Origin of the sequence: Cognatiyoonia koreensis (assembly GCF_900109295.1) — a bacterium.
Classification (GTDB): Bacteria; Pseudomonadota; Alphaproteobacteria; order Rhodobacterales; family Rhodobacteraceae; genus Cognatiyoonia; species Cognatiyoonia koreensis.
On record NZ_FOIZ01000002.1, the window covers coordinates 588,087 to 608,820 of the forward strand.

The window sequence follows — 20,734 nt, forward strand, 5'->3', positions numbered from 1 at the left end:
TCCTCCGTCGTGGGTGACTATCTCTGGCGTGGTTTGTTGAAACAAGACACGTTGGGGTGAGTGTGGCCATATTGCTTCTGAAGCACGCAGGCTCTATCTGAACAGGAACATAACGAAAGACTGTATCATGGCCAATCACCTGTATCAAAACGACCTTCCAGATGGTCTGGACCTAGGGCCGATGGTGGCGATTGACTGCGAGACGATGGGCCTTAATCCGCACCGGGACAGACTGTGTCTGATCCAGATGTCCGGGGGCGACGGAGATTGCCATCTAGTGCAAGTTGCCAAGGGTCAGGCGACCGCCCCGAACCTCTTCAAGATGCTGGAAGATCCGAATGTGTTGAAGCTCTTCCATTTCGGGCGGTTTGACATTGCCGCGCTTTATCATGCGTTTGGGGCGACGACTGCGCCAGTATACTGCACAAAGATCGCAAGTCGCCTTGTGCGCACATTCACTGACCGGCATGGGTTAAAAATTCTTTTGCAGGACATGTGCGGCATCGATATTTCCAAACACCAGCAGCAAAGTGACTGGGGTGCCGAAACGCTGACAGACGCCCAGCTTGATTACGCAGCATCCGACGTTCTTTACCTGCACAAATTGAAGGAAAAATTTGATGCGATGCTAGCCCGTGAAGGGCGCACCGAGGTTGCGCAGGCGTGTTTCGATTTCCTTCCAACCCGCGCGAAACTTGACCTCGCAGGCTGGCCGGACACTGACATTTTTGCGCACTCATGACCAGGCATCTTGAAATTGCGCGTCGTGTGATCCTCGAGGAAGCAGCGGGTTTGCAAGCGCTTTCCGAAAGTATTGGGAAGGGGTTTGATGACGCGGTCGAGCTGATCCTGAATGCCAAAGGACGAATTATCGTATCAGGCATCGGAAAATCTGGCCACATCGCGCGCAAGATCGCTGCAACACTTGCATCTACCGGCACACCTGCTCAATTCGTGCATCCGGCAGAAGCTAGTCACGGCGATTTGGGAATGGTTACGTCAGACGACATCGTTCTCGCGCTGTCCAATTCTGGAGAGGCCCCGGAACTTGCCAATCTGGTCGCCTACACCCGACGCTACAGCATCCCACTAATCGCCCTTTCATCGCGGGAAGGAAGCACGCTGGCAACGCAGGCCGATATTCGGATCAATATTCCGCAATTGGGCGAAGCTTGCGGGCATGGCGTTGTGCCAACCACGTCGACGACCATGTCGCTTGCTGTGGGCGATGCATTGGCGATCGCCTTGATGGAGGCCCGGCAATTCACACCGTCGGATTTCCGTGCATTTCATCCGGGCGGAAAACTGGGTGCCCAATTGGCCCGCGTCGCGGACCTCATGCATGCCGGCGATGCGTTGCCGCTTGTGCAGCGCCACACCCCGATGAGCGACACACTGCTGATGATGTCCCAGAAAGGTCTGGGCGTTGTTGGTGTTACGGACGCTGATGGCTATCTTAGTGGCATTATCACAGACGGCGATTTGCGCCGCCATATGAACGGGCTGCTTGAAATGAACGCAGGCGATGTCATGACCCCAAACCCAAAGACGACAGCCCCCAATGTTTTGGCGGCGGAAGCCGTGGGACTCATGAACGAGAAGAACATCACGTGTTTATTTGCCCTCAATGCAGACAAGACGATCGCGGGTATTCTGAAGATTCACGACTGTCTGCGTGCGGGCGTGGTTTAGGCCGATGGCCGTCTATGAAAACTTTCACACTCAACTAGTGATCTGGAGCAAGATCATTTTGCCAATCTGCGCGATTGCGCTCTTGTCGACCCTATTTATGTTCGCCCGCAAGAGCGGAACAGCCAACGACTTGCCCATAGCGCAGATTGACGAGCTTGCGCGCGAACAACAGATCACGGCACCGCAGTTTTCGGGCATGACCGCTGATGGGTCCATTGTCGAGCTGACGGCAAAATCAGCCAAGCCGGATCAGGGATCGCTTGAAACGCTGAAAATTACAGAGCCGCGGCTGACATTCGAAGCGCCAGATGGCGGCAAGGTCACGATTCTTGCCGGTGAAGGCATCCTTGACAACACAAATCAGGCAGCAAGTCTTTCGGGGCTGGCACGGCTTGAAACGTCGACTGGATATTCAATGGAAACCGGTGGTCTGACTGCGCAACTGGATACCGGCGAAGTGACGTCGACCGGACCACTTGCGATCCGCGCACCCTTTGGGGCGGTCGATGCTGGTCGGGTCAGCATTACCGTAACAAGGGACGGTATTGGCCAGCAGTTACGATTTACCGAAGGGGTCAAACTGGTATACACCCCGGATCAGGTGGCAGAGGATTAACCCGTGGTCAGAGTGCTTTCAGTTCTTGCGATTCTTTGTCTGGCTTCTCCGATTCTGGCGCAGACCAATATTAACCTCGGCGGGATTTCCGCCGATCCGAGCGCCCCGGTCGAAGTCGCCGCTGATAGTCTAACGGTCGATCAGGATACCGGAACAGCCATCTTTACCGGTAACGTGCGGATCGGGCAAGGCGACTTGCGTCTGTCCGCTGCATCGGTCGAGGTTGTCTACGGTGCAGAAACGGGTGAAATCACGCGTCTGAAGGCAAGCGGCGGCGTGACATTCGCGACTGCAACTGAAGCTGCAGAGGCGCAAAGCGCGGACTATGACATAGCCGGAGGCACGCTGGTCCTCACGGGTGACGTGTTGCTGAGCCAGGGGGCCAGTGCAATTACCGCAGAGCAGATGACCGTTAACTTGACCACAGGCAACGCGCAGATGTCGGGTCGGGTCAGAACCGTATTTCAGCAGGGCGACAACTGATGCCGGATCTTGTTGTGCAAGAAGGCGACGTCGGGCTGAAAGTCATCAATTTGCGCAAAAGCTATCGCAAACGACTTGTTATTCGTGATGTCAGTCTGGAGTTGGGGCGGGGTGAGGTTGTCGCGTTGCTCGGTCCGAACGGTTCGGGTAAAACGACCTGCTTTTATTCCATTGCGGGCCTTGTGACGCCAGAGGGCGGACACGTCATTCTAGACGGGCGCGAGGTGACAACACTGCCGATGTATCGCCGCGCACGGCTTGGAATTGGGTATCTGCCACAGGAAATGTCGATCTTCCGTGGCATGTCCGTTGAAGACAACATCAAGGCCATTCTTGAAATCGCGGAACCAAGCCGGCGCAAGCGTGAGAAACGGCTTGAAGAACTGCTTGCCGAGTTTTCAATTGAACATCTACGCCGCGCGCCCGCGATGGCCTTGTCAGGTGGTGAGCGGCGGCGCGCGGAAATCGCGCGTTGTCTAGCTGCGGGACCAAAGTATGTGCTGTTGGATGAGCCATTTGCCGGTGTCGACCCGATTGCAGTCGGTGAAATCAGGCACCTTGTCGCCGACCTGAAGAACCGGGGCATCGGGGTCCTCATCACCGACCACAATGTCCAGGAAACCCTTCAGATCGTAGACCGGGCCTATATCCTACATGATGGCAAAGTTCTGATGAGCGGAACCACCGAAGAGGTTGTCCGGGATGAGAATGTGCAGCGCGTTTATCTGGGCAAAGGATTCCGCGTTAACTAAACCGCCATTGACTCCGCATAGGTTTACGCGCTCAATAGTCGGGATGACTGCGTTGGTTTCATTTGCAATTGGGTCACGGGCGGTTCAGCCCGCCTACCTCTTAAAATCCTATGAATCCCGCGTGTTATCGTTTTCCCCATCGACAGATTAATGTCCCTCGCACAGTATGGTTGCGACGGACAATTGATGTGTCACCATCGAAGACAGGAGAAACGATGCGGTATCAAATTAGCGGCAAACAGATCGACATTGGCGAAGCACTTCAGACGCACGTGAAGACGGAGCTGGACGAAATCCTTGGTAAGTATGCCGGCCGCCCGACCGAGGCTTCTGTCACATTTAGCAAATCAGGACATGAATTCGTCAGCGAAGCAATTGTGCATCTTTCGACAGGTCTGACCGTGCAGGCAAAAGGTCAGCAGCATGAAATCTACTCTGCCTTCGACGCTGCGACGGAAAAAATGGACAAACAGTTGCGCCGCTACAAGCGCAGGTTGAAGGATCACCATAAAGAACGTTCACAACCTGTTGAACTTTCAGACGCTGGCTCCTATATCCTCGCCGCAAGAGAAGAATCGGACGAGGCCGAGCAAACAGAAGACGCGCCAGTCATTATTGCAGAAATGGAATCAAAGATTCCTTCGATTTCGGTAGGCGAAGCGGTCATGCAGATGGAACTTTCTCACGCACCAGTGGTCGTGTTCCGCAACGAGAAACACAACAGAGTTAACGTCGTGTATCGGCGCGATGACGGAAATATCGGCTGGATCGACCCGAAATCCTAAGTCGGATTCCTTTGGACATGCCAGAAAGCAAAGCAAATGCAGTTGTCGGACATATTGGACGTCTCAGCGGTTAAGGTCATCAGTGGTTGCACAAGCAAGAAGCGCTTGTTTCACGACCTTGGTGAGATGGCTGAGTCTGCTTACGGCCTTGACCAAACAAAGGTCATTGATGCGCTGATCGAGCGTGAAGGTCTGGGTCCGACAGGTGTCGGCAAAGGCATTGCTTTGCCGCACGCACGTCTTGCCGATGTTGGAAAGGTCGCAGGTTTGTTTCTGCGCCTTGAAAAACCGCTTTACTTCGATTCCGTCGATCGTCAGCCGGTTGACCTGATATTTGCTTTGCTTGCGCCTGAAAATGCAGGTGTCGATCATTTGAAGGCGCTGGCCCTTGTGTCGCGCACGATGCGTGATGCCGACACCTGCAACAAACTACGGGCGAATTCAGATGTAAATACGCTGCACACACTGCTGACAGAGGTTGAATCGACCCAAGCCGCCTAAGCGTCCCAGTCACTGAACCCGAAGCTTACATAGTCTCGGGCATAGGCGTCTCTAGCTGCTGTCTCCAGCTCTCGATCATAGATCGACAGAAGTTTTTGGTCCGCTTCCCAGGGTGCTTCTGGCGTGTCGACACGTCCGATACACGCCCCAAGGATACGCAGGTCACGGTCCAGCGTCATTTCGCGAAAAATATGGTCCGGCATAGCAAACTGCGACATACCTTGCAAAAGCATCAGCTGCGTTGCCCACGTCGGATCAACACGCGTGCTGGTCTGGCCCGACAGATTATTTTTGAGAAACTTCAGGAATCCAAGGAATGCAGCGCGGTAGGCTTTTTCGTCAAAGCTGACATGTGAAGGATCATCCGGCAGCGGCACTTGATGCATCTTGCGCAGCGTCGCGCGAATTTCTGCATAATTTTCGCCACCCACGGGTAGGATTCGTTCGCGGAAGACAGCATGTGCACGGGCCAGCGGGTGTCGTAGCACCGTGAACGAAACGTGTCCGGGTTTGGATCGCTTCCAATCCCGCAAGGTTTTCTGGCTGAAATTCACCAGCAGATCGGACCCGCCCTTTCCATCCAGCTGCGCCATCCATTTGCGGATGGTGCGGTCTGGGCCGGATCGCAATGGCATAAACAAAATCGGGCTATCTGCTGCGGCGACATATGTCGGGATCATTGGCCCACGCCGCGGTTCAAGATTAGGCGTGCGGTTCAGATTGAACCGGTCCATTCTCACGAGCGCCTCGCTTAATTCTGTAAAGTTTTCCACTTTGAGCGACATCGGCGCAGGGTTCTGTTTCTTCAGCTTCTTGTTCAGATGTTTGATCCGCGCATCGCTTCCAAGGAAAGCCGCAAGTCCGTTCATGACTTCAACGTCCTGCAAGTCTTCGTAAGCGACGTAGAATGCTGTCTGTCCCGATTTCTGCAAACGGCTCAGCAGTGTGACCTGAAAGGACTGTATCGCTTCGAGATGCTGTTCGAATTCTGTAATATCGACCTTCACCCGTACTGATTTTGCGTGGGTCGCGTTTGTCAGTTTCCACTGACCCGTAGCCTGCGCAATTTTCCAACTGACATAGCTTTCAATCGGATTGCGGGTCAGAATGATCTTAGCGCAGCGTGGATCATCAAGAATCAGGTCTAGAACGCGCGGGTCGTGGTCATTAAAAAAGCGGAAGCCTGACAACCCCTCGTCGAACCGTATGACATTCAGAAGCGCTTTGGGATTCGCTTCCCGCTCTTCTTGAGTCACGCCAAGAATATCGGATTTTTCCGGATAACCGATGAAAGCAGGATTGAACGCCTCTCCGTAGCACGAAAGCCCATCAAACATGTTGATATTGGTTTCGAGAAAGTTCGACCCTGTGCGCATTTCTGCAAACACGACGAAGTAATCGAAACGGCCCTGCATCTAGCGCACCAAGTACGGCTTGCGCGGTTTCGGAGCCTGGTTTAGCGGCGCAGGTTCAACCGGGAAATCACCCATAAGGTAGGGATGCATACCCTGGTTCTTGAGGTTCTGAAGGAACTGCCCAAAACCCGTCAGGTCATGCATTTTTGGGGCTTCGGTCAGGCGACGCATCGCCGTTCCTGTCATTTCGTCAACGATGCTTTGCAGGGCTTCCATCGGCGTTTCAATAAACTCCGCCATCGTCCAGATCTTAACGCGCGCCTTTACGTAGGGCGAGCGTAGGGCAGTAATATGCTCGTTTTCGATCTTCTGAAGTCTTGCCGCAGCGACCCGCAGGTCGGCAAAATTCTTGTTGGACTGAAACAGCTCGACAGCCCACGCGCCTGATACGACGGAAACATGGGCATTCGGATCTTTCGCGATCATCCAACTGATGTCTTGCGTGTCTTTGGGACCGAACTGAAAGCACTGACGCTCACCCCGCGTGTTCCAGATCAGGTTGGTCAGAAACATCTGCGTGTTGTAATCTCGCAGCTTTGCCGAAGCCGACAGTGCGCCACTGAAATGGCTTTGCCGGCCATCAAATTCAGCCCCATCTGCTGCATAAAGGTGACCATGTACCCGCGCGCCCGTGTTTTTGGCAAGCCAGCTTTCAAAATCCTCAAATAGTTCTGCAAATCCCTGAAACACAGAATAGGGCTGGCAGGTGATCCCGTTTTCCCAATCGCGGTTCGGCCACCGGCTTTGCATGTAGAGCCCCGGTCGGCCACGCGTACGCCGATCCACGGCTTTGGCGAAAATCCGGTCAATCTTACCCGGGTTAGGTTCCGCACCCTTCATTACGGTCGCGTCGTCGTTCAGAAATGTCTCGTACAGCCGGTTGGCATGTGGCCAAATCTTGCGCGCAACAAAGCAGTCGGATCGGCGCAATAGCTGCAGATGGTCGTCGTAGAAGATATGAGGTTTACCTTGAAAATCGAATTTCGACAGCGTTAGTGAGCGGCTTTCAATGTTGCCGGAATAGAGTCTGACAAGCGTCTGGAAATAGCTTTCGTCGGGTATCCAGACCCGCCTAAAAAACTTGTCGTATTGGTCCCGCGCAGGATCCTGGAGCAGCGCACTGAGCGTCTGGCGCGTCAGGCACCACCATTGCGAGCCCATATGCGGAACCAGCTCGTCTGGAATGTGCCGTTTGAAACGTAACAATCGCTGCAAAGCAACATAGCGGTCGAACAGAAAACGCTGCCTTTTCCATGAGAAAGGAAAACGTAATGTAAATCGTTCCCGATCGAGCCCACCCACCGTCCACGGCACATCTGCAGTTGTTGCGCTTTCGATGAAATCCGTACGCGGCCGACTATCAAGATAGCGACGCAACTCCTTCACCGGTCGCAACGGCATGCAGGAACCGGACGCAAGATAGATGTGCGTTACGTTCGGAAATTCCTGCAGCATCACCTCGGATGCGGAGAGTGTGCCTGCAACGATACCCCACGTGCCCCACTCGCATGGGTGGCGTTTGGAGAACCGAACATCTTTGAGATCCGAAAGCGCTTGGACAAACGCATCGTAGTCGGGTTTTCGCACGGTCTTGTCCACGTGAATGACGACTGGACAGCCACCTTTTATCCAGTGACGTACAACCTGTTCGGCGCGCTCAAAAGCTGTATGGACAAGCATGACAATCCCAACCGTCATGCCCAATTCCCTTTCGACATGATCCCGAGTATTTCAAGCTGGCGCCAGTTGATATATTTTTCCGACCATTTGCACCACAGGTCAGGATTTGCTTCCACTCCTGCAGCATATGCCCTGTATTCGTGGCTATTTGCGTAGTGTTGCCTGCGTTCGAGCTCTTCGCGTGCCTTGTCTGTAAAGGTATTGAGAAATTTCGTGTGCAACAACACGCCGGATGCCTTTTCCCCACCCCATTCGTCATAGACAAGGTTCAGCCCCCGCGGCAAGAGCATGTGGGTCGAGCTGACGTAGGTATAATGCCGTTCCCATTTCACGAGCGGAATCTTGTTCAAGGCCGGTGCCCGTTCAGGTCTGTCCTGAAAGAATGTTCGCGCGCGCGGCCCGCCCTGAATCCAGAGATTTCCAAAGCGTTTGTTGCGTTCAATCAGGTAATTTCCACTGTCGAACCATTCCGTGATTTCAAGTGGGTCAGCACCGCGACGGTACGGCGTATTATCGACAGGGCCCTTGGGATACATATCCAGCAGCATCGCCCCGAACGATTTGATGGACGACGCATCCAGCCAGTCTGTCAACGCACGTAACGGACGGGTATCACAAAACGGATAAACCAGCAGTTCATCCGGATCGACCGTCAGGCACCAATGCCCGTGCGCATATTTGCGTTGCAGCCAATTCATCCAATCGACACCAAAACGCGCCCGCTTATAACTGCCTTTCGCCTTGAACAGCGTCACATCAGGCTGATCTTTGAGGAAGGCAGGGCCGTCATCCGTACTTTCGTTATCGACAAGGACAAAGTGGTTTACCCCGAGGCTACGATAGTATTCAAGGAAGAACGGGAGCCGCAAATCTTCATTGCGTAAGGTCGAAAAGACAAGAATATCGTTTGGTTTGATCTGGGCCGTTCGGTCCACGACAGCCGACAACTGGCGACGTTTGCGAAACGCACGGATGCGCCATCGCTTACGCTGAAGCCTAAGCCCATATGACCGGATGAACTTCAAAATGCCCCTTTCCTACGCCGCGTCAGGTCGCAGCTATCATGTCATGGTAAACACAATCTTGAAATGCGCGTCCCAAGTCGGTGGAGCGAAATCTATTTCTTCCGGTGACCCGTCAACGCTTGCCAGCCTCAACACCTCTTTTTTCCACTGATAAACATCCGTCGGATCAAGGTAAACGGCCTTCTGGTCGAGTATTTCTTTCAAAACCGGCAAATCAGAGCAGAGTACCGGAGTACCGAGCGACAATGCTTCTGCCGGTGGCAGGCCGAACCCTTCTGCACGTGTTGGAAAAAGAAGCGCGCGCGCCCCTGCTACAAGCGAGGCAAGTGCACCGTCGGACAGGCCGGCGAACTCAGTGACATCCGCAACGCCGTTGTCCAGCCTCCGAAAGACATCCGCGTTATTCCATCCACGCGGACCGCACACGAACAGGCGCGGAGCAGGCGCGTCGAGTTGCTCCCAAAGATCGAGGAGTAGAGCGTGGTTCTTACGAGGTTCGATGGTGCCCACTGTCACGAAATAGGGTCTATCCAAAGGAATATCGCGCGGTAGCGATGTTTTTTCCGGCATATCAATTCCGATGTGTGCGTACGTCATCGGCGGCACGCGCCCAGCGATTTTCAAGTGCGGCCGGATATCTGCTTGCCCCGCTTGAGAGACACAAATTACCTGATCGGCGTAGCGCGACACGCGTCTGATCTTTCCGGCAAAGGTTTCGACCGTGCCAAGGCGTTGAAATTCAGGGAACGCTAGTGGAATGGCATCGTGGAGTAGTACTGTAACCCGCGCGTCTGCTTGTTCTTTGATTGCGGACAGCATGCCTTCTGTCAGATTGCTATGCCCCACGTTCAGGTAAGCAAAACCAGCAGGCAGACTGTCTGACAACATCGCGGAGAGCTTGCGACGGGCACACCGTTTCATCGCGTTCCGCCGTAAAATAGTCTGTCCGATCTTGGCGGAATGACTCAGCCGCCGGTTGATCCGAGAGATGAAATCAGGTCGCGGCAATTTTTTCGCGCCAATCAGAGACAGCGCAGCGGCGATTCCCTCATGGTTCAGCAGCACATAGCCCAACGCCGTCCGCGCAATCGCGAAATCGGGAACCTCGTCAGCGTGGATGGCCTTCAGATAGGCAAGTTCGACCCGATCAACACCTGTAAAAACGCGCCCGATCCGACTGGACAGGCGCGTAATATCAAGTAGCCGTGCGGTTGGGGCCATTTCACCCACTTACCCGCTTATTGGGCTGCGTTGCGCAGTGCGACCATCTCTTGCAGATAGCCGGAAAACTCATCCTTAAGTTCGGGATGTGCAAGCGCGAATGCCACTGTAGCCTGCAGATATCCTGCTTTTGAACCGCAATCATAACGATGGCCTTCGAAGAGATACCCAAACACATCACGGCCTTCGGTAATTTCGCGGGCAATCGCGTCGGTTAGCTGGATTTCGTTCCCGGCACCACGTTCAACCTTGTTCATGTTCTGGAGCACCTTCGGTGTCAGAATATAGCGGCCGATCACAGCAAGGTTCGATGGAGCGGTACCCACGGCTGGCTTTTCGACCATCCCTTTTGCGGTGATGACGCGCCCCGATTCCGACGCGACATCAAGGACGCCGTAGGATGACGTTTTTTGCGGAGCCACCTCCATCGCGGCGACCATGCATCCGCCCGTATCTTCGTAGGCTTCGACCATCTGCTGCAGGCACGGCTTTTCAGCAGCGATAACGTCGTCCGGCAGGATAACGGCGAAAGGTTCGTTTCCGATCAGCTTGCGCGCACATGAAACCGCATGGCCAAGGCCCATTGCCTTGTGCTGACGGATATAGGCAATTGCGCCACTGTCCATGTTCGTATGCTTTAGTATCGCGAGCAGTTCATGTTTTCCCGCCTTGCGCAGCGAGTTTTCGAGATCAGGCGCAAGGTCGAAATAATCCTCGAGCGCGGATTTTCCGCGCGAGGTCACAAAAATGAAATCCTTGATACCTGCAGCCCGCGCTTCATCAATCGCGTATTGGATCAATGGACGATCAACGAGCGTCATAATCTCCTTGGGGACCGATTTTGTCGCCGGCAAAAATCGGGTGCCGAGACCTGCGACCGGAAAGATCGCCTTGGTAACTTTTCTCTTCATCTCAAACTCTGCCTTATCACGCTGTTAGCGCTTTTTGTTGCCTTCAACGTTATCAGATTTCAGCGAACCACTAAACTGAATACGTCAATTATTATCATATGCTGCATTCATGCCTAAAAAAATGGCGATGTCGTGGCGTTCAGATGTTCCTTACGGTCGAGACACGCAATCTTTCAGCATCAATGCGTCTTTTCGCACGCCAGAATTGAATTAGCCGCCCACTGCGATCCGACTTGCCGAACTGTCCGCCCTGTTGCACCCAGAATCCACGTGAATCGAAGTGAACGGCGTGAAACCGCGTGGTGAACGATAGCATTATGACGAAAACTCGCCGACCTTCCGCGATCCGTGCTTCGGCTTCGGCGAATAGCTTTGACTTTTGCCAGAACCGTCCCGCGATAACGACTGTCGGCGCTGAGGAGAAGTGACTTGTAAAGCGCATGAAAGGTCTCTCGCAGGGTTCAACAGATTGCACCATTTCCACCGGTTCCTGATTCCAACCCCTGTCGAAACTGTGCAGGATGCGACCAACATCGCCGGGCATCAATGTGCCAGCACACATATGTTGGATTAACCGCCTGCGCTGCGAGTCGCGTTCTGACTGTCGCGCCGTCAGCGGATTTAGCGTTGCATTATGTTTTTGAACAAACGCACGGAGAGACTTACCGATGGCTGTCAGGTCTCGCGGGACGCGTCCGGCAGTGCGACGGGGGCTTTCCGCAAAGCCATGATGGACCAGTGCGAATGGCGTAATTGCAGTTCTACCCCCCATCGCGGCCAAACGCATGTTCAGGTCGGTTTCGTCCAGAAAGAAGGCGAAGGCAGTATCAAAGCCATTCATATCGCGCAGCACTCGCGCGCGAAATGCCATGTTCGTTCCTTCCGTCTTGATGGCACGCCCCGGTTCGCCTTGCAGCACAGTGGATTCGTTTTCCGAAACAGCCATCGTAACAGCTGATCCGTCAGGAAAAGCCATTCGTGCTTTCCACTGAAACGAAATGCCGTTTCTGCCAATGACAAAGCCTCCGCTTGCCGCAACTTCGGGATCTGAAAAGGGCTGAACGAGGTATTTCAACCATGTCGGTTCAGGCACAGCGTCGTCGTCGATAAATGCAATGATATCGCCCGCCGCATTGGAAATGCCCAGGTTGCGGGCTGCCGATATGTTTGGTTGGTCAAATGGCACGGCCAGCATCCCGTCTGGCACGACCGCACAGCCCGCAAGATCTGCGACGACAACGACTTCGAAGTTTCCATAGTCCAGTTGCGCAATGCCTGACAGGCACCGAGAGAGCATTTTCGGCCGGTTCCGGCTCACGACGATCACGCTGACCGTCGGGTTGGTCACGCCACGTCCATCTCGGCCAGCATCGTTTCGATGCGTGCGACGTCTTCGGGGTTGTTTAATTCCCAGAACTGACGACCGCGTGCAGCCACCTCGACGCACAGCACATGCGCACCTTGCTCGAGAAACCGTAACTGTTCCAGACCCTCTAATTGCTCTAGCGGGCCGATTGGCCAACGCGGATATGCGCCCAAGGCGGACGGGCGATAGGCGTAAACTCCGACATGGTGGAAAACGGGCGTATCCGCATCATCGGCGTAGTCTTTGCCGGTGTAGGGAATGACCTCTTTGGAGAAGTAGAGTGCGTTGTGATTGGCACCAAAGACAGCCGTTGTACCGCCGACGCGACCTGCTTTGCGATCTTCCAGAAAACCACGCAGCGCGCGGCCTTCGGTCTTCAGCACTGGCGTCGCAACCTCGGCAACTGGATTTGCCAGCAGTCCCGCTACGAGATCTTCGATAAACCACGCCGGTGTCAGTGGCGCATCGCCCTGCAAGTTCACGACGACATCAAAAGTGCCGCCCAGCACATCGAAAGCTTCCGCGCACCGTTCAGTTCCGTTCTTGCAGGTTTCGGACGTCATTACGACCTCTGCCCCAAAGCTTTCTGCGTGATCCTTGATCCGCGGATCGTCAGTTGCAACAACGACCTTGTCCGCACCGGAAACAGCCATGGAGGCGTTCCATGACCGCTTGATCAGACTTTGTTTCTTCCCCGTTGCCCCGGTCAATTCAACAAGCGGCTTGCCAGGGTAACGCGTGGAGGCATACCGCGCCGGTATAACGATCAGGACTGACATCTGGGAAACTTCAATTCGACGCCGGGGGCGTAAGCGATAAAAAACGGGTTTTCAAAGATGTTCTTGCCGTAGGTCAGGGGTGTATGGTCATCGAACCGCACCACCGCCCCTCCGGCACCTTTGAGAACAGCATGACCTGCAGCCGTGTCCCATTCCATCGTGCGCCCTACACGCGGGTAGAGATCCGCCTCACCAGTGGCGACTAAACAGAATTTTAGCGAGGAACCGGCCGATTTCATATACGCCACTTTATATCGCGCGATGTAGTTATCAGTCGCAGCGTCGCGGTGCGATTTGGATGCGACAACCAAAAGTGCGCTATTGTCTGGTTCAGACACTGCAATTGGTGATTTCATGCCCGTTTCATTGGCTGCAAACGGCCCCGTTTCTTCAACGGACTGCCCATCCGCATCGGTGTAGAAGAGACGGCCCTTGGCAGGCGCATACACGATACCGCGCACGGGTTCGCCATCGACGACATAGGCGATATTGACTGTGAAATCACCGCGGCGCTTGATGAATTCCTTCGTGCCATCAAGTGGATCGACGATCAGGAAAGTCTTGGCCGTTTCACCGTGTGAGTCTGCCTGTTCTTCCGTGACAAGCGCGACATCGGGAAATGCTGCGCGCAGACCGGCGCTGATGATATCATCCGCAGCCTGATCAGCGATCGTCACGGGGCTGTCATCGCTCTTTAGCTGCACTTCAAAGTCAGGACCGTCGTAGATTTCCATGATCTTGTCACCGGCCTGCAGAGCGAGGCGACGCATGATGTCCGTGAGTTTCTGAAAATCCATGTCACATCCTTTTCGATGTTCAAGCAACCCTTGCGCATTCCGTTGAAAAGGCGCAGCGACGTTCTTATGCTTGCCCGTAAAGCGAACGGCAATAGTTTCGTGAAATAGTTGGCCAGTCTCTGGTCAGGCAGGAAAAGATGTTCGAAGCCAATATGCGCCAAAGCCGGGCCCGCGGGGCCTTTGCCATGCTGGAGCTGATTTATCACAGCACCGTGCGGGATGTGCGCAAGACCCATCGCAACGCCTTTGTCGGGCTATTGATGAACATGATGCAGACGATTGTCTTCGTACTGGCGTTTTATGCGATGTTTTCGATCCTTGGCATGCGGGGAAGCGCGATCCGGGGTGATTTCCTTCTTTATATCATGTCCGGCATCTTTCTGTTCATGACCCATACCAAAGCGATGGCCGCTGTCGTGCGATCTGAAGGGCCAGCGTCACCTATGATGCAGCATGCCCCGATGACGACATTTATCGCTATCACGGCAGCAGCACTTTCGTCGCTCTATCTCCAGCTCTTGTCCTTGCTGACGGTTCTATTCATTTATCATGTCCTCGTTACACCCGTCGTCATCGACGATCCGTTCGGCGCGATGGGCATGTTGTTGGCAGCATGGTTTTCAGGGTGTGGCGTCGGAATGATCTTTCTGGCGATCAAGCCTTGGGCACCTGATGTCGTCACGGTGGCAACCAACGTTTATGCGCGGGTGAATATGGTCGCATCGGGCAAGATGTTCGTTGCCAATTCCTTGCCAAGCTCCATGCTGGCACTTTTTGACTGGAATCCGTTGTTTCATACGATCGATCAAGCGCGCGGTTACATATTCCTACATTACAACCCCCACTTTAGTTCAGCCATTTATCCTGTCTACATTGGACTGGGACTATTGATGATCGGAATGATGGGCGAATTCTACACCCGCAGAAACGCATCGATTTCCTGGAACGCAGGACGCTAGATCGAACATTTACAGCATACGACATACGGAAAACTCTGACCGCCTTTCAAAAAGTTTGCGCGGTCAGGGCCTGCCTTCGGGTGTCGCAAAGGACCGATCCGGGAAAAGATCAGTTCGGTGGGGGATATCGGCGCAACATAACCGTGGTTTTTGAGTCATTTCCACGACTTCAACCGCTTGCAGCCCTCAAGACCCGCACCTATATACCGTTCGATCACGGGCCAACCGGCTCAACTACAGAACTGGCGCGGGTGCCGAAACGGGTTCGCGTCGCTCAAACCGCTTAAATCATGAGGGATTTGAAAATGGCTAAAGTCATCGGTATCGACCTTGGTACGACAAACTCCTGCGTTGCCATCATGGATGGTTCTAAACCGCGGGTAATTGAAAATGCAGAAGGCGCGCGGACGACACCGTCTATCGTTGCTTTCACAGACGACGAACGCCTCGTTGGCCAGCCGGCCAAGCGTCAGGCCGTCACCAATCCAGAAAACACAATCTTTGCTGTGAAGCGTCTGATCGGCCGCCGGTTCGACGACAAGCATCTTGCGAAAGACAAGAAGAACATGCCGTTCCAGGTCGTCGATGGCGGCAATGGTGATGCATGGGTTGAATCCAAGGGTGAGAAGTACTCCCCTTCGCAGATTTCTGCATTCATTCTTGGCAAGATGAAAGAAACAGCCGAGTCATATCTTGGCGAAGACGTAACGCAGGCTGTCATTACCGTGCCTGCTTACTTCAACGACGCCCAGCGTCAGGCGACGAAGGATGCCGGCAAGATCGCCGGTCTCGAAGTGCTGCGCATCATCAACGAACCAACAGCAGCCGCACTTGCCTATGGTTTGGACAAGACCGAAACAAAAACCATCGCAGTCTACGACCTTGGTGGTGGTACTTTCGATGTCACCATCCTCGAAATCGATGACGGCCTGTTTGAAGTGAAATCAACCAACGGTGACACGTTCCTTGGTGGTGAAGACTTCGACATGCGGATCGTCAATTACCTCGCTGACGAGTTTAAGAAAGAGCACTCCGTCGATCTGACCAAGGACAAGATGGCGCTGCAGCGTCTGAAGGAAGCTGCCGAAAAGGCAAAGATCGAACTGTCTTCCTCTTCGTCTACTGAAATCAACCAACCGTTTATCTCGATGGGTTCTAACGGCGCGCCATTGCACATGGTGATGAAACTGACACGCGCAAAGCTGGAAAGCCTTGTTTCCGATCTGATCAAATCGTCGATGAAACCTTGCCAAGCCGCATTGAAGGACGCCGGTCTTTCAGCATCCGACATCGACGAAGTCGTCCTTGTCGGGGGTATGACACGTATGCCCCGCGTGCAGGAAGAAGTTGAAAAATTCTTTGGCAAGAAGCCGCACCAGGGCGTGAACCCTGATGAGGTCGTTGCCATGGGTGCCGCCATTCAGGCCGGTGTTCTGCAGGGCGACGTCAAAGACGTTGTTCTGCTGGACGTCACACCATTGTCGTTGGGTATTGAAACGCTGGGCGGTGTCTTCACTCGTCTGATCGACCGGAACACGACGATCCCGACAAAGAAATCGCAGACATTCTCAACCGCTGAGGACAACCAGAATGCCGTGACATTGCGCGTATTCCAAGGTGAGCGTGAGATGGCTGCCGACAACAAGATGCTCGGTCAATTCAATCTCGAGGACATTCCTCCTGCACCACGCGGCATGCCACAGATTGAAGTGACATTCGACATCGACGCCAACGGCATCGTATCGGTCGCAGCCAAAGACAAGGGCACTGGCAAAGAGCAGTCCATCACCATTCAGGCCTCTGGTGGTCTGTCTGATGAAGACATCGAAAAGATGGTCAAGGACGCAGAAGAGAACGCGGAAGCCGATAAAGAACGCCGTGAACTGGTCGACGCCCGCAACCAGGCGGAAAGCCTCATTCACTCGACCGAGAAGTCGCTGGAAGAGCATGGCGAGAAGGTTGATCCATCAACCGTTGAAGCCATCGAACTGGCCATCGCCGCACTCAAGGACGATCTTGAGAAGGACGATGTGGCGGCCGACAAGCTGAAGTCTGGCGTCCAGAATGTGACCGAAGCCGCGATGAAGCTGGGCGAAGCGATCTACAAGGCCTCGCAGGAAGCCGAAGACGGTGTCGAGAACCCTGATCAAGCGCGCGCTGCCGACGAAGACGACATCGTTGATGCCGACTTCGAAGATCTTGGCGACGAAAAGCGCGACTAAGGCACCGACCTGAAGAGTGAAGACCGGCCCCCGCACCGGGCCGGTCTTTCCACTTTCCCCAAAGGGAAATCACGACATGGCAAAACGCGACTACTACGAAACGCTCGGGGTCTCGAAAGGCGCAAGCGCGGACGAGATCAAGAAAGCCTATCGCCAAAAGGCGAAAGAGCTGCACCCAGACCGCAACGCAGACAATCCCAAAGCCGAGGCCCAGTTCAAGGAAGCGAACGAGGCCTACGAAGTGCTGAAGGACGCCGATAAAAAAGCGGCCTACGACCGCTTTGGACATGCCGCATTCGAAGGTGGCATGGGCGGCGGCGGTGGTCCACGCGGTGGCGGCATGGGTCAGGGCGATTTCGCTTCTGCTTTCTCTGACGTATTCGATGACCTATTCGGCGATATGATGGGTGGCCGTCGTGGCGGTGCCGGTTCACGTGCGCAACGCGGCAATGATCTGCGCTACAATCTGCGCATCAACCTCGAAGACGCTTATGCTGGCATGTCCAAGACCATAAATGTTCCGACGGCCGTTAGCTGTAGCAGCTGTAAAGGGACCGGTGCCGAGGGTGGCAGCGAACCACAGACCTGCCCGACCTGTTCTGGCATGGGTAAAGTGCGTGCGCAGCAAGGTTTCTTCACAGTCGAGCGGACATGCCCGACCTGTAACGGCCTTGGCCAGACGATAAAAGATCCGTGCAAGTCCTGTCACGGTGCGGGTCGCATTGAGAAAGAGAAATCGCTTTCGGTAAATATCCCGGCCGGCGTCGAGACCGGCACTCGTATTCGCCTTGCTGGCGAGGGTGAGGCCGGTATGCGCGGCGGGCCAACAGGCGATTTGTATATCTTCATTGAGGTTAACGAACACGCGCTTTTTGAACGTGAGTCGACGAACCTGTTTTGCCGCGTTCCTGTCAGCATCGCCTCTGCCGCTTTGGGCGGAGAGATCGAAGTGCCGACAATCGACGGGGGGCGATCACGCGTAAAAATCCCTGAAGGCTCACAGACGGGACGCCAGATGCGCCTGCGCGGCAAGGGCATGCCTGCCCTGCGTGGTGGCGGACGTGGCGACATGTTCATCGAACTGCAGGTTGAGACGCCTGTGAACTTGACGGCGCGGCAAAAAGAAATTCTCAAGGAATTTGACACGATCAAGGCGGACAACAACCCGCAGGGGTCGAGCTTCTTTTCAAGTGTGAAGAGCTTCTGGGACTCGATGAAAGGGTAATTCCTTAACCATCCGGTAACTGATCTTCGGCAATGTGGGGAAATGCCCCATTTCGCCGAAGCTCCCTCTCTTTTTGAACACGACGAAACCCCAATACCCGTGGGTAAGGCGCCTTCCTACATCAAGGATCATCGCAAACGACTTCGCGAACGGTTCTTGAATGGCGGGGCTTCCGCTGTACCCGATTACGAACTACTTGAACTTGTTCTGTTTCGTGCGATCCCCCGGCAGGACGTGAAACCACTGGCACGCGCGTTGATAGACCAATTTGGTGACTTTAATCGTGTTCTTGCTGCTGCGCCCAGCGCATTGCGCAAAGTGAACGGCGTTGGTGATGCAGTGGCACTGGAATTGAAAATCGTAGAGGCTGCGGCTCACCGTCTTGCCCGTTCAAAAGTGATGAAACGGCATGTCATTTCGTCTTGGCAGTCGCTGATTGATTACTGCCATACGGTCATGGCGCACCGGGATACGGAACAGTTCCGTGTCCTGTTTCTGGACACTAAGAACGTACTGATTGCAGACGAGGAACAGGCGCAAGGGACCGTCGATCATGTGCCAGTCTATCCACGAGAAGTTGTTAAACGTGCCCTTGAACTGAACGCGGCAAGTATCCTGCTCGTGCACAACCATCCGTCGGGCGATCCGACCCCGTCACAATCCGACATCGAAATGACAAATCTGATCGCCAACGCGGCGCAGGCTTTAAACATTACCGTGCACGATCATCTGATCATTGGCAAAAGCGCTGAGTTGAGTTTTCGGGCGGAAGGATTGCTTTAATCAACCCAAAGCTCGACTCGACGGTTCAGCTCGCGTCCCCAGGACGTATCATCGCAGCCCATGGGCAAAGCCTCGCCAAAGGCTTCTGTATCAATCGTTACAGTGTCACGCACATCTCCGATCAGGGTCACCAGTGCACGTTTTACAGACTCCGCTCTCTCTTCGGACAGTAATCTATTGGCATTTGCATCACCCCGCCCGTCGCTGAAACCGATCAGCATGATGGATCGCCCCTCGTAACGACCCTTTCGCAGAGACTGGGCTAGATCAAGCAAGCCAGACCGGGATTGTGCGTCCAATCGCGAGGAACCTGCTTCGAAGCGGAACGTAGTGGACAAACGCGTGCGCGGCTTCATGATCGCGACCATACGCTGCAATTCCTCAAGCGGAATCTCGTCTCCTGCAAGCGTGATGGCCGTCGCAAACCTTTGTCCCTGATCTGCAAGCGGTATTGGAACAGGACCGGGATCGACAAACCCACTCCGCCGCACAACGAGTTGCGACTCTGGCGTGCGCAGCCACGTCAAAAACTCGCGCAAGATCGGAGCCTGTCGGCGCTGCGGCAAATATAGGAAAAGCGGCATGGTTAACGGGTAATCCTCTGCCTTTAACGTTTCGGCGCGCGGCAACAAAGAGAAACCGCATTGATCCGTCAAGGCGAGTTGCTGGGCGAAAACAGCTTTTCCCCAAGGCACAATTCCCAGCGCATTCGGATCTTCGGCGACGGCAGCGACAAGATCAGCTAGCGTTGCGTGATAGCGTACATCTTCAGTCAGGGGCCGGTTCATCCTTGCAACCACCGAGTCGAGAAAGCCCTGTGCCAGACCCGATGATGGATCCATCAGATTCACTGTGATCCTGCCCGGTGCGCCGCCGACTTCGGTCCAATCGCGAATTCCACCTGTGTAGACACGAGACAGATCACGCAATGAAATACCGGGAACATTACGTCCTGGCGCGACGATCGGGACAAGCCCGTCCAGCGCCACAATGCGACTCTGTCGTCCATCATCAAGTCGCCCGATCCCGAGACCATCAGCAACGGCGACCTCGCTTTCGCGGACTTCACGGACAGACATGACAAGATCAGCTTCATGCGCAATAAGGTCGGCAAATCCTTCATCGGTCGTGCTGCTGCGAATTGTAAAATCCGCCACATGATCGTCGTCTTGAAAAAGAGACAGAGTCGCGTGTGTTGAATCGATCTGCGCGAACGCGACACGATATCCCATACTACGTCCGAACCCTTCGATCAGGCCCGGCAGCAAGATTTCTGCCATACGTGATGCACCGGACAACCGGATTGTCGGAACAAAGCTGTCGGGATCAGGACAATCATCACCGGTACAGGTCATGTCGCCATAGCGAACCGTCAATGGACCGTAAGGACTTTCCATCTGCAAATAGGTGCCGTCATACCCTATGAAACGACCCGTCAGGGTCAGATTCCCGTTAGCCGAGGTCACGGTAATTTCTGCCGCGGCCGATAGAGTGGGCCACAGAAAAAGGGCGGCGCAAAGCA

At 54.4% G+C, this 20,734-nt stretch carries 20 protein-coding genes; 11 read left to right on the top strand and 9 right to left on the bottom strand.

Features of this window, described 5'->3' with window-relative positions; translation table 11 throughout:
- Positions 1-127 precede the first annotated feature (127 nt).
- The 7 genes from BMY44_RS14535 to BMY44_RS14565 all read left to right on the top strand — a co-directional run bounded on the left by BMY44_RS14535 (position 128) and on the right by BMY44_RS14565 (position 4,829).
- Positions 128-742: a ribonuclease D gene (locus BMY44_RS14535; RefSeq protein ID WP_089996340.1), complete on the top strand. Its 615-nt coding sequence runs from the start codon at positions 128-130 to the stop codon at positions 740-742.
- Positions 739-1,692: a KpsF/GutQ family sugar-phosphate isomerase gene (locus BMY44_RS14540; protein ID WP_089996342.1), complete on the top strand. Its 954-nt coding sequence runs from the start codon at positions 739-741 to the stop codon at positions 1,690-1,692. Before BMY44_RS14535 ends, BMY44_RS14540 begins: the two co-directional genes overlap by 4 nt.
- Before the next feature lie 4 nt (positions 1,693-1,696).
- On the top strand, positions 1,697-2,308 hold the full coding sequence (gene lptC / locus BMY44_RS14545) for an LPS export ABC transporter periplasmic protein LptC (protein ID WP_110521950.1): 612 nt from the start codon (positions 1,697-1,699) through the stop codon (positions 2,306-2,308).
- Between the two features lie 3 nt (positions 2,309-2,311).
- Positions 2,312-2,791, top strand: coding sequence for a lipopolysaccharide transport periplasmic protein LptA (lptA, locus tag BMY44_RS14550; RefSeq protein ID WP_089996347.1), 480 nt, complete (start codon positions 2,312-2,314; stop codon positions 2,789-2,791).
- Positions 2,791-3,543 carry an LPS export ABC transporter ATP-binding protein gene (gene lptB / locus BMY44_RS14555; protein ID WP_089996350.1) on the top strand — a complete coding sequence of 251 codons (753 nt, stop codon included), beginning with the start codon at positions 2,791-2,793 and terminating at the stop codon, positions 3,541-3,543. The genes lptA and lptB overlap by 1 nt, the downstream gene beginning before the upstream one ends.
- Positions 3,544-3,758: 215 nt before the next feature.
- Positions 3,759-4,328, top strand: coding sequence for a ribosome hibernation-promoting factor, HPF/YfiA family (gene hpf, locus BMY44_RS14560; RefSeq protein WP_089996352.1), 570 nt, complete (start codon positions 3,759-3,761; stop codon positions 4,326-4,328).
- Between the two features lie 36 nt (positions 4,329-4,364).
- On the top strand, positions 4,365-4,829 hold the full coding sequence (locus BMY44_RS14565; RefSeq protein ID WP_089996355.1) for a PTS sugar transporter subunit IIA: 465 nt from the start codon (positions 4,365-4,367) through the stop codon (positions 4,827-4,829).
- On the opposite strand, the gene BMY44_RS14570 is transcribed toward BMY44_RS14565, so the two are convergent.
- The 8 genes from BMY44_RS14570 to cysQ all read right to left on the bottom strand — a co-directional run bounded on the left by BMY44_RS14570 (position 4,826) and on the right by cysQ (position 14,023).
- Positions 4,826-6,244 carry a sulfotransferase family 2 domain-containing protein gene (locus BMY44_RS14570; protein WP_089996358.1) on the bottom strand — a complete coding sequence of 473 codons (1,419 nt, stop codon included), beginning with the start codon at positions 6,242-6,244 and terminating at the stop codon, positions 4,826-4,828. The two genes, BMY44_RS14565 and BMY44_RS14570, sit on opposite strands and share 4 nt — an antisense overlap.
- A complete protein-coding gene (locus BMY44_RS14575) occupies positions 6,245-7,942 on the bottom strand; it encodes a DUF5927 domain-containing protein (RefSeq protein WP_089996361.1) in 1,698 nt (565 codons plus the stop codon).
- Positions 7,939-8,949, bottom strand: coding sequence for a glycosyltransferase family 2 protein (locus BMY44_RS14580; protein WP_089996363.1), 1,011 nt, complete (start codon positions 8,947-8,949; stop codon positions 7,939-7,941). The genes BMY44_RS14575 and BMY44_RS14580 overlap by 4 nt, the downstream gene beginning before the upstream one ends.
- A gap of 36 nt (positions 8,950-8,985) precedes the next feature.
- The gene (locus tag BMY44_RS14585; protein ID WP_089996366.1) at positions 8,986-10,170 is read right to left on the bottom strand and encodes a glycosyltransferase family 4 protein; all 1,185 of its coding nucleotides are present in this window, start codon (positions 10,168-10,170) and stop codon (positions 8,986-8,988) included.
- Between the two features lie 17 nt (positions 10,171-10,187).
- Positions 10,188-11,081, bottom strand: coding sequence for a UTP--glucose-1-phosphate uridylyltransferase GalU (gene galU, locus BMY44_RS14590; RefSeq protein ID WP_089996368.1), 894 nt, complete (start codon positions 11,079-11,081; stop codon positions 10,188-10,190).
- A 139-nt stretch (positions 11,082-11,220) separates the two neighbouring features.
- Positions 11,221-12,429, bottom strand: a complete 1,209-nt coding sequence (locus BMY44_RS14595) for a glycosyltransferase family 2 protein (RefSeq protein ID WP_089996370.1) — start codon at positions 12,427-12,429, stop codon at positions 11,221-11,223.
- On the bottom strand, positions 12,426-13,226 hold the full coding sequence (locus BMY44_RS14600; RefSeq protein WP_089996373.1) for a 3-deoxy-manno-octulosonate cytidylyltransferase: 801 nt from the start codon (positions 13,224-13,226) through the stop codon (positions 12,426-12,428). The genes BMY44_RS14595 and BMY44_RS14600 overlap by 4 nt, the downstream gene beginning before the upstream one ends.
- Positions 13,214-14,023: a 3'(2'),5'-bisphosphate nucleotidase CysQ gene (gene cysQ, locus BMY44_RS14605; RefSeq protein WP_089996377.1), complete on the bottom strand. Its 810-nt coding sequence runs from the start codon at positions 14,021-14,023 to the stop codon at positions 13,214-13,216. Before cysQ ends, BMY44_RS14600 begins: the two co-directional genes overlap by 13 nt.
- 137 nt (positions 14,024-14,160) lie before the next feature.
- On the opposite strand from cysQ, the gene BMY44_RS14610 reads away from it, so the two are divergent.
- The 4 genes from BMY44_RS14610 to radC all read left to right on the top strand — a co-directional run bounded on the left by BMY44_RS14610 (position 14,161) and on the right by radC (position 19,212).
- The gene (locus BMY44_RS14610) at positions 14,161-14,982 is read left to right on the top strand and encodes an ABC transporter permease (RefSeq protein ID WP_089996380.1); all 822 of its coding nucleotides are present in this window, start codon (positions 14,161-14,163) and stop codon (positions 14,980-14,982) included.
- A 305-nt stretch (positions 14,983-15,287) separates the two neighbouring features.
- Positions 15,288-17,204 carry a molecular chaperone DnaK gene (dnaK, locus tag BMY44_RS14615; RefSeq protein ID WP_089997188.1) on the top strand — a complete coding sequence of 639 codons (1,917 nt, stop codon included), beginning with the start codon at positions 15,288-15,290 and terminating at the stop codon, positions 17,202-17,204.
- Positions 17,205-17,280: 76 nt separating this feature from the next.
- Positions 17,281-18,429, top strand: coding sequence for a molecular chaperone DnaJ (dnaJ, locus tag BMY44_RS14620; protein ID WP_089996382.1), 1,149 nt, complete (start codon positions 17,281-17,283; stop codon positions 18,427-18,429).
- Between the two features lie 42 nt (positions 18,430-18,471).
- Positions 18,472-19,212 (top strand): RadC family protein, encoded by a 741-nt coding sequence (radC, locus tag BMY44_RS14625; RefSeq protein WP_089996385.1) that lies wholly within the window; start codon positions 18,472-18,474, stop codon positions 19,210-19,212.
- Here the strand turns inward: radC and BMY44_RS14630 are convergent.
- Positions 19,209-20,678, bottom strand: coding sequence for a substrate-binding domain-containing protein (locus BMY44_RS14630; protein ID WP_242650574.1), 1,470 nt, complete (start codon positions 20,676-20,678; stop codon positions 19,209-19,211). The two genes, radC and BMY44_RS14630, sit on opposite strands and share 4 nt — an antisense overlap.
- Positions 20,679-20,734 lie beyond the last annotated feature (56 nt).